11 protein-coding genes and 1 pseudogene are annotated in these 12,218 nt (G+C 44.4%); 2 read left to right on the forward strand and 10 right to left on the reverse strand.

The genetic code is table 11. The annotated features are described in order from the left end of the window. Window positions 1-36: 36 nt before the first annotated feature. From G9G54_RS04790 to G9G54_RS04815, 6 genes are all read right to left on the reverse strand, one after another. Window positions 37-1,260: an ABC transporter permease gene (locus G9G54_RS04790; protein WP_165176363.1), complete on the reverse strand. Its 1,224-nt coding sequence runs from the start codon at window positions 1,258-1,260 to the stop codon at window positions 37-39. Window position 1,261: 1 nt separating this feature from the next. After that, the gene (locus G9G54_RS04795; RefSeq protein WP_165176364.1) at window positions 1,262-2,626 is read right to left on the reverse strand and encodes an HlyD family secretion protein; all 1,365 of its coding nucleotides are present in this window, start codon (window positions 2,624-2,626) and stop codon (window positions 1,262-1,264) included. A 23-nt stretch (window positions 2,627-2,649) separates the two neighbouring features. Then, entirely contained in the window at window positions 2,650-3,234 is a 585-nt protein-coding gene (locus tag G9G54_RS04800) for a TetR/AcrR family transcriptional regulator (protein ID WP_025721531.1), read from the reverse strand. A gap of 255 nt (window positions 3,235-3,489) precedes the next feature. Further along, a complete protein-coding gene (locus G9G54_RS04805; RefSeq protein WP_165176366.1) occupies window positions 3,490-4,854 on the reverse strand; it encodes an ABC transporter substrate-binding protein in 1,365 nt (454 codons plus the stop codon). 124 nt (window positions 4,855-4,978) lie between these two features. Then, window positions 4,979-5,800 carry a carbohydrate ABC transporter permease gene (locus tag G9G54_RS04810; protein WP_165176367.1) on the reverse strand — a complete coding sequence of 274 codons (822 nt, stop codon included), beginning with the start codon at window positions 5,798-5,800 and terminating at the stop codon, window positions 4,979-4,981. Continuing rightward, entirely contained in the window at window positions 5,797-6,762 is a 966-nt protein-coding gene (locus G9G54_RS04815; RefSeq protein WP_043882098.1) for a carbohydrate ABC transporter permease, read from the reverse strand. Before G9G54_RS04815 ends, G9G54_RS04810 begins: the two co-directional genes overlap by 4 nt. 192 nt (window positions 6,763-6,954) lie before the next feature. Between G9G54_RS04815 and G9G54_RS04820 the strand changes: the two genes are divergently transcribed. After that, on the forward strand, window positions 6,955-7,275 hold the full coding sequence (locus tag G9G54_RS04820) for a hypothetical protein (protein WP_165176369.1): 321 nt from the start codon (window positions 6,955-6,957) through the stop codon (window positions 7,273-7,275). A 112-nt stretch (window positions 7,276-7,387) separates the two neighbouring features. On the opposite strand, the gene G9G54_RS04825 is transcribed toward G9G54_RS04820, so the two are convergent. Further along, window positions 7,388-7,762 carry a PH domain-containing protein gene (locus tag G9G54_RS04825; protein WP_165176370.1) on the reverse strand — a complete coding sequence of 125 codons (375 nt, stop codon included), beginning with the start codon at window positions 7,760-7,762 and terminating at the stop codon, window positions 7,388-7,390. A 371-nt stretch (window positions 7,763-8,133) separates the two neighbouring features. Between G9G54_RS04825 and G9G54_RS04830 the strand changes: the two genes are divergently transcribed. Then, entirely contained in the window at window positions 8,134-8,922 is a 789-nt protein-coding gene (locus G9G54_RS04830; RefSeq protein WP_165176372.1) for a polysaccharide deacetylase family protein, read from the forward strand. Between the two features lie 203 nt (window positions 8,923-9,125). Here the strand turns inward: G9G54_RS04830 and G9G54_RS04835 are convergent, their stop codons facing one another. From G9G54_RS04835 to G9G54_RS04845, 3 genes and pseudogenes are all read right to left on the reverse strand, one after another. Continuing rightward, window positions 9,126-10,454, reverse strand: coding sequence for a prolyl oligopeptidase family serine peptidase (locus tag G9G54_RS04835; protein ID WP_165176374.1), 1,329 nt, complete (start codon window positions 10,452-10,454; stop codon window positions 9,126-9,128). 100 nt (window positions 10,455-10,554) lie between these two features. Then, the gene (locus G9G54_RS04840; protein WP_165176376.1) at window positions 10,555-11,436 is read right to left on the reverse strand and encodes an AraC family transcriptional regulator; all 882 of its coding nucleotides are present in this window, start codon (window positions 11,434-11,436) and stop codon (window positions 10,555-10,557) included. A 379-nt stretch (window positions 11,437-11,815) separates the two neighbouring features. Beyond that, a pseudogene (locus G9G54_RS04845) lies at window positions 11,816-11,968 on the reverse strand (TCP-1/cpn60 chaperonin family protein); the annotation flags it as partial. Window positions 11,969-12,218 lie beyond the last annotated feature (250 nt).

A 12,218-nucleotide genomic window follows, 5' to 3' on the forward strand; every position in this document is an offset into this window, starting at 1 on the left:
TCTGCCTTTTTATGATATCCATATTTAAAGTTGCTCTCAGCCTTTTAGCGTGAATCCTTCTTGAGCGGACACATCTGCATGCTGTCCTGTCGTCTGGTGCTGTCTAAAGAATAACGGATAAATCGCAAAGGACACCAGCAGACTCACACAACCAATAACGCCCAGAGCAATCATATCTTTGAAGATGTATGTGATATCCAGTCCTTTGAGCGTGATGTTCCGTACAGCATCCAGGTAATACGTCAGTGGCAATATCTCAGCAAGCCCCCGCAAGAAGCCGGGCATTGCCTCCAATGGCCACGTATAGCCTGACAGCATAAAGGAAGGAACCGCAATCAGCATCAGCGTTTGGGTTGCATCCACTCTGGTCTTGGAAAAGAGACTGAACAGGAAGCCTAATCCGCATAAGGCAAAGTTAAAGACCAGTGACACCAAAATTAACGGCAGTACCTGTCCCCTAAACGGAATATCGAAGCATAGAGCACTGATACTGAATACAGTCAGCACATTGAAAGCTCCCGCCGCATAATACGGTGCCAACTTGGCAATTGCCAGGCGCCAAGGGGTATTTTTCCATTCACCAAACCTCCCCCAAGTCCCTGCTTCCTTATCACGCGTGCAGGACAACGCAATACCAAGCAGCAAACACTGCTGAAGAGCCGCAGAGATAACCCCTAGTGGCATGAAAAGCTTATAATCATATACCGGGTTAAATAGCACTCTGGATCGGAACGGGATGGTAGTCAGCGTCGACGCGGCCTGATCGGCGTTCATTCCCTTTTGTTTCATGGAATTGATCGATACTCCAGCGCTCACGCTGCTAATGACCTGATTCGCAATCCGACTGGCGCTATTGGAATACATCATATTACTGCCGTCAATCAGCGTGAGCACGGGTGGATTCTCCCCATGCTTAAGCCGAGTTGTAAAGTTGTCAGGAATGACAATTCCGACCTTAGCTTCCCCGGTCTCTACCTGACGGACAGCATCTTCCTGATTGGTCGCTTGCCGTGTAACGGCAAATGAGTCAGTCGAATCAAACGCCTGGATGATTTGGCGACTGAGCTGCGAATTATCTCCATCGTACACTGTGACAGGCATCTCGGTAATTCGCTGATGTGAATACAGGAAGCCGAATAGTATCGTATACACAATCGGCGTAATCAGCAGAATAGCCATAAAGCGGCGGTCCCGGAAGATGCTCAGCCATTCCTCGCGAAACACATCGCGGATACGAAGTCTTTCCTGTGAATCCTGCATATTACTGCGCCCCTTTGCCTGTAAACAGAACCGTGGAGCCTGTTGGAACCGAAGCAGGAAGGTCTGGCAATGCTACTTTAACACCGAAGGAACGGACATCCTTGTCACCGGAGCTTTGGCTTGGTTTTTGAATGGCAAAGTCCGCAGCCGATTCTAACAGAATGACTTTACCCTTCAGCTCCTTGCCGCCTGACAGCAATTTAATTTGGACTGTATCCCCTGCTTGAAGACCGTTCAAAGACGTTTCAGGTACATAGAATTTAGCCCAACGTTGTGTCGAAGTTTCAATGGTATAGACCGGGAACCCTGCGCTAGCCATCTCACCTAAGCTAAGCGACTTGGATTTTACGATTCCATCCTCGGACGCACGCAGCGTAGTGTAGCTCAAATAGGTCTGAGCCTCTTGAAGCGCGGCTTCTGCTTGGGCTACCTGTGCATTGGCACCTGCAACCGCAGATTGTGCCTGCTCAACTGTGGATTGCGCCGCCTTCACAGCGGATTGTGCTTGCTCTATCGAAGCCTGAGCAGCTTTGACATCTTCCTGTTGCACTGCAACTTTGCCCGCTCCTGCCTGTGCTTCCTTCACCGCAGCCAAGGCTTGACGGTATTGAGCTTCAGCCGCCGTAATTTCCTCCTTGCGGCTTCCCTCCCGTGCCATATCTAATTTTTGCGACTCTGCATTATACTTGGCCACTGCCTGTTGATGTTCCAATGTCGCTTGATCCAAAGATGCCTGGGTTGCTGCTCCGGCTTCTTGAAGCTTTTTGGCACGCTCCAGATTTTTAACGGTCAGGTCCAGCGTTTCCTTGGCTATCTTCACAGATACTTGCAATTGCTCAAGCTCCTGCGGTCTTGCCCCGCTCTTGAGGGCATCCAGTTTTGCCTTGGCGGCGTTCGCAGCCGCTTTGGCCTGTTCAATCTGGCTGGAGGAAGCCTCAGCGGTTACACTGACCGCTGTCGTGCCTTGGCTCTTCTTGGCCTGAGCGGCGCTCACAGTAGCTTGTGCCTGGCCTACTCCCGCTTGAGCCTGCAATACACCGGCTTTTGCTTTGGAGACATTACTCTTAGCTGCCAGTAATGCCGCCTGTGCCTGCTTCACCTTATCTTCCAGCTCACGACTTTCCAGATGGGCTAACACCTGCCCCTTTTTCACCTGGTCGCCTTCTTTGACGAGCATCTGGTCAATCCGTCCTGCCATTTTAAAGCTGGCATTGAGGGTATCCGACTCCACATAAGCCGTAGGAATGGAAGAAGACTGATCCGCAGACAAGCTGCTCCCACCCCGTGGGAAAGCAGTCAAGGCATAAATTCCTACCGCGATTAAAATAATAAGTACGACGTAAATCGTATATTTTTTAGCTTTCATGTTTTCATCACTCCATCTGTCTATTAATGTTGCATGCCCAATGCATTACACACAAATACTTCAATACTTTCTCGAACCTCTTGCAGATTCATCGTTTCGCCCCAAACCATGGACCGCATCGGAGCGAAAATGTAAATCCCAAATAAGCAATTGGCTGTTGTTTTGGCATCCAGCTTACTTGAAATTTTCCCATATAACTTACCGGAATCGATCTCCGCCTCCATAAAATCAAAATAGTCTGCCAGCACCTGCCTAATATTAAAATGCTGTTCCTGTGAGACCCATCCCTTGCTAACCAGTAAACGGCAAAAATCCGGCTCTCTCCCAATGAACTCAATATGTACTTGGATCAGCTTGCGAACCCTCAATTCTACCTGATCCATAGGAACCTGAGCCATCGCTTCATGGATATCCTGCACAAATCGCTCCATCCCCATCTTCAAAATGTAAATGTACAATTCTTGCTTGTTTTTAAAATTGTAGTACAGGGTTCCTTTGGCTATGCCACAAACCTTAGCAATTTCTTCCATGTTTGTTTCGTTAAATCCTCGTTCGGAAAAAGCTTTAAGTGCGCCGTTAAAAATAATTTCCTTCGTTTGCTGTTTCATGCTTCCTCCTTTTTGAACTGACCGTCCAGTACAAAAATTATGTGTTCATTATAAGCCCATCTTTAGTTACCCAGCAATAGGAAAAATGAAAATAATTCATTTTAGACATTTCGTCTAAACGCTTATTCTAAAAAATAAAAATGCAAAAACGGATCGAATAAGTGAGGGGGTCACTCATTCGATCCGCTATGTCATAAAATCGGATGATAAGGGGGCCATTCTACAGATTATCAACCGATTTTAGGGGAAGGCCGACTATTTTTTCACCGTTTGATTGTATTGCGCAATTTTGCCTGTTATTTCTTGTGCAGCTTGATCCAATGCCTGTTTTGGCTGTTGCTGGCCACTCAGAACGGCCTCGATTGCACCTTCGACGATTTGGCGCGCTTCTGGGAATACGCCCATCACTGCGCCCTGTGTAGCGGTGGATTGTGCCGATGCGTGCAATTGGTCAACCGCCGTCTGGAATTGCGGATATTTTATCATATTGTCTTTGAGTACCTTCTCGTCATAGGCTGCTTTCGTGATCGGGAAGTACCCGGTATTTACACTCCATTGTGCCTGTACAGCTGGGGAAGCGACGAATTTAATGAACTCCCACGCTGCCTTCTGTTGGGCTTCAGGCTTGTTGTTCATAATGTACAAACTCGCGCCGCCTACAACCACGCCGCCTTCTTTAGCTTCATTGGCTCTTGGCAGGAATCCGGTGCCTACTTCAAATTTATCGCCAACCTGCTCCACAATATTACGCAGCGAAGCGGTGGAATCCAGCGTCATCGCAATTTGTCCTGCGGAAAAAGCCTTTGCCGTATCGTCCGAGTTACGTCCCAGATTGGATACAACCTTTTCATCGACCATTTTCTTCCACCACGTCAGCGTTTTTACACCGGCATCCGAATTCAGCATGGATTCCGTTGCCGCTTGGTCACGACCATTGCCATTATTCACATAATCCGCGTTCTGATTGGCAAACAGTTGCTCCATAAACCAGCCGTAGATGGCTATGGAAGCACCGGATTTACCATCCTTGCTCAAGGCTTTTGCAGCCTTTTCGAACTCATCATACGTTTTCGGAGGATTAGCTGGGTCAAGTCCTGCGGCTTTGAATGCATCCTTGTTATAGTATAGTATCGGGTTTGACGTATTGAACGGCATGGCGTTCAATTTACCATCAATCGTGTAGTAACGTGTAATATTTGGCTCTAACTGCGACAGATCGAACTTGTCTGCATCAATAAATTGTTGTACAGGTGTGATCATTTTGGAGTCGATCATGAATTTACTACCGATTTCGTATACTTGAATGATGTCCGGTCCGCTGTTGGAACCAAGCGACGCTTTCAGCTTGTTCAAGCTATCATCATATTTGCCTTGATATACTGGCTCTACCTGAATGTCCTTATGACTGGCGTTAAAATCAGCAGCGATCTGCTTGATTGCTTTTTCACCGTTACCGGACATCGAATGCCACCAAGTCAGCTTCACTGGAGAAGTCGCTGCTGCCCCATCACTACCATTACTCGGCTTCTCTGCAGCAGTATTATTGCTACAACCTGCTGCAACCACCATGGCAGTCAGAATAAGCAGGGTCAACGCACTTTTCAGACGAAAAAATCTCATAATCTCTCTTCTCTCCCTTTGATTAAATGATCTTGAATTGGCATTCTCTTGCGATATTCTTGTGTGTTGAAGCTCTGTATATAGGCTGCTTGCGCAGGTGTTGCTTTTCATTTGAAATATGTGATCAGCCTTTAAGCGCGCCCGCTGCCATTCCACGTACCAACTGCTTTAGTCCAAAGATCAGCAGGAGCAGAGACGGTAAAATGACAAGGGCCGTACCCGCAAATACCAAATTCCATGAAGTCGATTCCTGAAATTCGAGCATGGATATTCCGATCTGTACCGTACGCATATTTTCACTATTGGTGATCAGTAAAGGCCAGAGGTACGAATTGTACATATTCAGGAACGAATACACAGCCAATGTTCCAAGCGCAGGGCGCGATAATGGAAGCACATGGAACACAAAGTAACGGATATGTCCGCACCCATCCATACGAGCCGCCTCAAACAGTTCCTTGGGAAGCTGGAGAAAAAATTGCCTTAACAGGAATGTTCCGAATGCCGTCGCCAGAAAAGGAACCGTCAATCCTTGATATGAATCAAGCCAGTTCCAGCTTCGTACCGTCAGGTAGTTTGGAATAATGGTCACTTCCCAAGGGATCATCATCGTCGCTACAAACATGCTGAAGATGAAGTTTTTTCCCTTGAATTCCATTTTGGCAAAGGCGTAGGCCGCCAAGCTCGCTGTAATCAACTGCCCAATCATCGTCAGACCCGAAATGAGAAATGTATTTCCAATAAAGGCTGCAATCGGAACAATTTCAAACACTTCAGTGAAATTCGCCATATGAAAAGAATGTGGAAGGAAGTTTGGTGGATAAGCGCTTGCTTCCTCCGGCGACATGACTGCCATAAAAAACGTATATATAACCGGATACAAAATGAGAGCAGCTGCAATCGTAAGCAGTACATACAGCAATGTTGAATTCAGGTGTCGTTTCATTGGTAATGCACCTTTCTTTCCACCCATTTGAACTGAATCATCGTGAGCAGCAGAATGACGGCAAACAAGACAATGGCCTGCGCGCTCCCCGTTCCAAACCGGAAATTAACGAAAGCTTCCTGATAGATGGAATACACGAATACATTCGTACTGTTCACCGGACCGCCTTTGGTCAAAATGTTAATTTGAGCAAAAGACTGGAAGGCTCCAATGATGGAGACTACTGTTACAAAAAAGATCGTCGGTGATAACAGTGGCAGGGAGATACGCCAGAACGTGACGAGCGGTCCAGCTCCGTCCATTTTGGCACTTTCATACATGTCATCTGGAATCCCTTGAAGTCCGCTCGATAAGATAATGTAATTGAAGCCAAGATTCATCCAGATGGTCATCATGGCTACTGAGAACAGCGCCCAATCCGGGCTGGTCAGCCACGGAACCGGATTAATATGTAACAGGGAAAGCACATAGTTGAACATCCCCAGTGTCGGATGAAAAAGAAATTTCCAAATGACCGCAGATGAACCGACCGACAACACCATCGGCAGCGAAAAGGCAAACTGGAAGATACGCATTCCCCGCAATTTACTGTGTGTAAGTGCAGCCAGTACCAGCGCCAATAAAATACCTACTGGTACTGTTAACAGTGCAAACAGGAGTGTGACCTTAATCCCTTGTAGAAACAGCCCCGAGCTGAAAAGTGTAGTAAAATTATCTAACCCTACATAAGCTGCAACGTTTCCTGCGGGATCTGTAGAATGCAAGCTGAGATATACGGACTTGATCATCGGGTAAAACATAAATACAGCAAACAAAATAAGCGATGGAGCCAAAAAGGTATACGCCAGCGCGTTTTCGCGCAATCTTTGAATTTTTAGCGAACCCGTGCGTATGCGGGCTTTAGACGAAGTCTGTTGCTGACTCCTCGTCCCTAGTCCCATAGATTTGTTAAGCTCACCCAAAACGGAGCGCCCCTTTCTTTTCAAACCAACCTCAGTAAGTGTATCGTTTTGATGTAAAGGGAACATCAAGTGGACTGGAGTAAAATGTTAATGTTTTTTCTTTTTGTAAAAGCAACTCTCTATAGGTATAAGCACAAGGACATAGACTCCTACATATAATGCATCATTACAGGGTATGGAGGTTAGAGGCGAATGCCATACAACACCGTCAGTCCGCAAACGTTATATCAAGCTAGACCGGAATTACAGGCGGAACTCAAAAATATCCGCGATCATTTGCATTATCAATTAAGCCCCTACATGAATCACACGGTTAGGGTGCAAACGATGGATCATCAAGTATATGAAGGAACGATTATACACATCGATGCGGATCATTTGTATTTAAGAGTCCCTCAGCAATATCACTCACCCTTCTCAGGCACCACCACCCCTGATCGCTCCTATGCCTACAACAATGTCATTCTGCCGTTGGTGTTATATAATTTATTGGTTATAACTCTGTTGAGCTGACGCTCGATCCACATCTCTCTAATAAAAAGACAAAAAAACCTCCAAATTCTGTAAGGAGCCTTCTTGGCACATTACGAAGTTGGAGGTTTTAGTTATTTGTTTTTCATAATCATTAGTTCTCACAAGAGATACCTGCTTCTTGCTCTAGTACAGCTATAAACCTTTCTATACAATCTCCACTCGGCAGGTGGGTGAACACCTCGTTCACACCCTGATTGATCAGCGTGATGTTCCCCCTAGAATCCGACAAACCCTTATCCAGTTTAGCCAGTGAAATATGGTGATAATTGATGAACTTGACCCAAGGAGTACCCATAGTGCAGGAATAAAAGATGATTCGTTGGGATGTCACTGCCAGCATTCCATGATGCGATATCTTCTGGGAGCTCTGTTGCAAATCATACGTACACCCCATACATGATCGGATGTGTTCGCCCGCTTCTAACGTCAGACTAATAGCTCGCAACTCTTTTTCATTTGTTTGCATCCCGTCTCATCTCCTGTTCGAAGTTCAGGAACGAGTCGCAGCTCCTTGACCTCAGATCAGCTTTTGCGGCTTGTCCCGTCGACCTCTTCATTTTTCGTCAGATTAAGATTCTCACGAACTGGACAATGACCTACCTCAACTGCACATTGAAATCAAGGATGGATATGTACAACTTAACATGGGTACAGGATGTTATCAACAAGCAAGCTATCACTCTTTTTCAGCATAACTCCGCAATCTGCGCATTGCTGAAGAAGCAATTAGATCTAATTTTAAGTGATTGGAATTGATGAATTTCAGAAACGAGGAATGGTATACGCTTCTTCTTGGCAAGCTAATGTGAGAATACGTTAGAACGGAGAAGAAGCCTTATGAAATATAACCGTTTGCTGTGCGCTGGAATTGCTGTTTCTTTACTGTGTATCAGCTCTTGTCCCACTCCATCTACCAATGCACAAGCCCCATCATACGCCTCCCCTACTCCTACAAAGGGAAGGGCCTATTACGAAGAACGAGGCGACATTGTATGGGAAGTTCCTACCCATCGTAAGCTTATCGCTCTCACATTCGATGACGGACCGGACGAAAGCAATACGCCTGCCATTTTGGATTTGCTTAAAGAATACAATGCTAAAGCGACCTTTTTTGTCGTCGGCAGCCGTGTAGAAAAGCTTCCTGATATTGTGAAACGAGAACGAGCAGAAGGGCATGAAGTGGGCAATCATACCTTTTATCATTCATCTTTTCAGTATATTTCCCGTAACAAAGCTCTGTCAGAATTGGATCAAGGCCAAGCGAGCATCGTTCAAGCAACTGGCGCAGGAACACATCTTTTTAGACCCCCCGGCGGCTCCTACACCGATTCACTCGTCAAGCTCTCCAAGGAAAAGGGGTTGAAAATTATTTTATGGTCCTGGCATCAGGACACCCTGGATTGGCGAAAACCAGGTGTACACCGTATCGCTAATAGGGTGCTTCGCAACGCCCGTAATGGCGACATTGTCCTGATGCACGATTATGTACATCAAAGTACGCAAACCGTCGAAGCCCTGAAAATCATTTTACCGGAGCTCAAGAAGAAAGGGTTTACCTTCGTCACGGTATCCGAATTACTCTCTAATCGGGAGAAACCGGATGGGCTCATTGAAGTGAATAAGTAAAAGAGAGCAATAAAACTCCGTCAATTATTTGTTGACGGAGTTTTATACATGAGGATTTTGCGAAAACCCAATAAGGAACTGATAATTCTCCGAGCGATAATGTGTTGTTAACGAATGACTCAGAGAATGTACGGTAAGGCTGGCTTGAACTTTAAAGAAGCCTATTACATCATATTGCTATTTTCATTTGCTAGCTGTACCTTTCAGTCCAACGTTTTGGAGGCTAGCCATTGCATCATCGTTATTTTCTTTCCGTTAATCACCTTCGATACTTCGTTGTTATAAACGTAAATCCAAGACCAGTGGCCATTGTATTCATACGGTGTTTGGTCGCTCTTTTTGTACAAACCAGAGGTATCTACTACGTTATCAAATAACGACATATGAACATCCTTTGCTCCAGCATTCACTAAACGGTTGTAGGTCGGAACCGTATAATCGTTCGGCGGTACTACGGTGTCGGTTTTGGCAGCCACAAACCAGATCGGAAGGTCCTTCATTTCGTTAATCTGTTCATCGGTTATAAGGCTGTCCTTCAAGGCTTCACAGGCCACCACAGCGGCTGCAAAATAGTCTTTATAATCACGGATCATCAGCATAGTCATGTAACCGCCGTTGGAGTCTCCGCCAATGTAGATTCGATCTGTATCAATGTCTTTGTTCTTGGCCACGTACTCCTTAATTAAGGACATCAATGCTTGCTCGTATTTGGAGGTGCCGTCTCCGAAGCCTGTAAAACCATCCATCCAGTAGGTTGGAGTCTGAGGTGCCAGTACATAAGCCCCTTCAAAATAGGATTGAATATCTTTAGATGCAAAATTCGCTGCATTATTTCCGGAAATCGGAATCGTCGGATCTGTACCTCCCTCGCCCATACCATGTAGCCAGATCACCAAGGGATTTTTCACTTTGTCTTTTGACGGTGCATAGTCCGCATAGGTTAAAGTAATCCCGTCAAAAGTAGCTTTGCCGGTTGCAAATTGATCAACTAGCTTCCGTATCTGACCTGCGGAAGTATCAATTTTCAAGCCGGAAATCGTTCCTGATGTGGTTTTAATAGCTTTTTGCTGCGTGATTGTGTATTTGTTATCATTCCATGCGTTAAACCCGGAACCTGCCGCATCATAATGAATAGCTGAACTTAGTGTTAAGGCTGGGCCGATTTCCATTTCTAATACCACATAGCTTCCGGTTTTATTTACAGGGTTGCCACTTTTGTCCGATACATAGGCCTGGGTGACTTTCCGGTTGCCACTCTCAATAAAGGGATTTACCAGCCTGTTGTCGCTTCTTCCCACATGTACCTTAAATGTATCCTTTGTTATCGCCTCTTTAGGTACTGGCTTACCCAGGTTAACAATGACCTTCGTAATGGCTGCTCCCCAATCCTTAACCTCTGCAACTGTCTGGTATGAGGTGGGCTGTATCTTTACATCCTTGGCCCATGCACCGGAACTGAAAGCAAGGGCCGTACCGATAGCTAAAGTGAATAACATAGTTGTTTTAGTAGCCTTTTGAAACCGTTTAAACATGATGTCTTACCTCCCGGGTCCATTAATAAAACGCTTACATTATTTATTTTAATGATTTTTTTATTTGTATCCTGTCTTTTATTAGCCTATTTCAGGTCAATTACTGACTCCTTGCTCCAGAATACCTTTTGTTCTCTTTTCGATATTGATGCGGTGTTGCCTGATAAACCTTTTTAAATACCCTGGTAAAAGACTTCTCGTTCGGAAATCCATGCTCCAGCGCAATTTGTATGATGGAATGATCCGTATTCATGAGAACTCGAAAAGATCTCTCCAGACGGATGGCATTGATATATTGAAATAGGGTCATCCCTACATGCTTCACAAAAAAACGGGACAAATATTCGGGAGACAACCCAAAAACCTGAGCTATCGAATCCAAGGATAAACTTTGATCGTAATTCTTTTTGATATAATCGGTTATCAACGTCAGCCGCTCCAAATATTTATCGGAGTTAAAGCCACGGATAGATTCATGATCCATTTTAAAATGCATTAATAACAGATACACCAGTTTATAAGATAATGACGTTAAATGGATATGCGCTAAAGGGTCATTATGCCGGTTGAGATAAGCCACAAATAAGGTGTTTAACAAATCACGCAGCTCCGCAAAATGCAGTAATCTCTGCTCGTTAGTTTCAAAAATGGATATGCAGTCAAATGAAATCGGGTCACTGCCGTTAACATTTTTTCGAATAAATCCAGAAGGAATCAGAACGGTTATAGCCTCTCTTCCTTGTCCCTTAGCCACAGAGAAGGAATGAATAGCATTCGAATTAATGAGCACAATGTCTCCTTCTTTGGAGCTATAACTCGCGCCATCAATATAGATATTATCGATTTTTCCTGAAAGCACATAGGATATTTCGATGCTGTCGTGCCAATGCCTAGGTATGTACGCTGGTTCATTGGAGGAATGAATTATAATTTTTAATGGAAAATGATTGTCTGCCTGGACCAGCTCATATTTGTATTCCAAGTTTGTCGCTCCTCTCAGATGTGAACTCATAAATAGAAGAAAATGGCTTCAGCAAAGTGCCGAAACCACTTGTATTTAACCTTCCTTTCTCTATAAACAAAAAAACCTAAGTATAACAAAATACATAAGATCCTTAGATCTTAACATTTTGTTCCTTAGGTTTTGCCTGCGTAACAGTAACAATCCTAGTGCTATTCATTTAATTAAGCTAAGTATATAGCGAGTTGAAAATCATGTCAACGCTTTCATTTTAGAGCGTAATAAATGAAAAAACCTTTATAGCTACCGTGTAAGGCCAAATATAACATTCCATTTTGGATCATTAAAAAGGCTGATTATGAGAGTGTCCATAATCAGCCTTTTGTTTTATGCTTTGTGGTCAAACAGGGCTTCCCATACCGCCCATGTCAGGCATTGCAGCCTTTTCTGGTTCTGGCTTGTCAGCGATAACCGCTTCGGTAGTCAGGAACATTGCTGCTACGGAAGCAGCGTTTTGCAATGCATAACGAGTTACTTTTGCAGGGTCCACGATAAAGTGGCACTCTTACTATTAAATGATCGCAATGACCACTTCTTTTAATGATAATTTATAGTATATAAAGCAGTGATTGCTTGGTGTAAATGTTACTAATATAAAATCAATTATCATAAAAAAACAATATTTATAAAATATTCACTCCTAATTAATATTATTTACAGATAAGTATAGCGAAATTTGTATTTTGTTACATTAACGATTTTTTAAATTTTTCAGTGGATGCAATTTTTTTATGGTATGAGCC

The sequence above is a fragment of the Paenibacillus sp. EKM212P genome (genome assembly GCF_011066115.1).
In the GTDB taxonomy this organism is placed as follows: domain Bacteria; phylum Bacillota; class Bacilli; order Paenibacillales; family Paenibacillaceae; genus Paenibacillus; species Paenibacillus polymyxa_B.

Excerpts from the sequence above, each read along its gene's own strand:
- G9G54_RS04830 (WP_165176372.1), top strand. The coding sequence starts at position 8,134 with ATGAAATATAACCGTTTGCTGTGCGCTGGAATTGCTGTTTCTTTACTG.
- G9G54_RS04820 (WP_165176369.1), top strand. The coding sequence starts at position 6,955 with ATGCCATACAACACCGTCAGTCCGCAAACGTTATATCAAGCTAGACCG.
- G9G54_RS04825 (WP_165176370.1), bottom strand. The coding sequence starts at position 7,762 with ATGCAAACAAATGAAAAAGAGTTGCGAGCTATTAGTCTGACGTTAGAA.
- G9G54_RS04805 (WP_165176366.1), bottom strand. The coding sequence starts at position 4,854 with ATGAGATTTTTTCGTCTGAAAAGTGCGTTGACCCTGCTTATTCTGACT.
- G9G54_RS04795 (WP_165176364.1), bottom strand. The coding sequence starts at position 2,626 with ATGAAAGCTAAAAAATATACGATTTACGTCGTACTTATTATTTTAATC.
- G9G54_RS04810 (WP_165176367.1), bottom strand. The coding sequence starts at position 5,800 with ATGAAACGACACCTGAATTCAACATTGCTGTATGTACTGCTTACGATT.
- G9G54_RS04800 (WP_025721531.1), bottom strand. The coding sequence starts at position 3,234 with ATGAAACAGCAAACGAAGGAAATTATTTTTAACGGCGCACTTAAAGCT.
- G9G54_RS04835 (WP_165176374.1), bottom strand. The coding sequence starts at position 10,454 with ATGTTTAAACGGTTTCAAAAGGCTACTAAAACAACTATGTTATTCACT.
- G9G54_RS04790 (WP_165176363.1), bottom strand. The coding sequence starts at position 1,260 with ATGCAGGATTCACAGGAAAGACTTCGTATCCGCGATGTGTTTCGCGAG.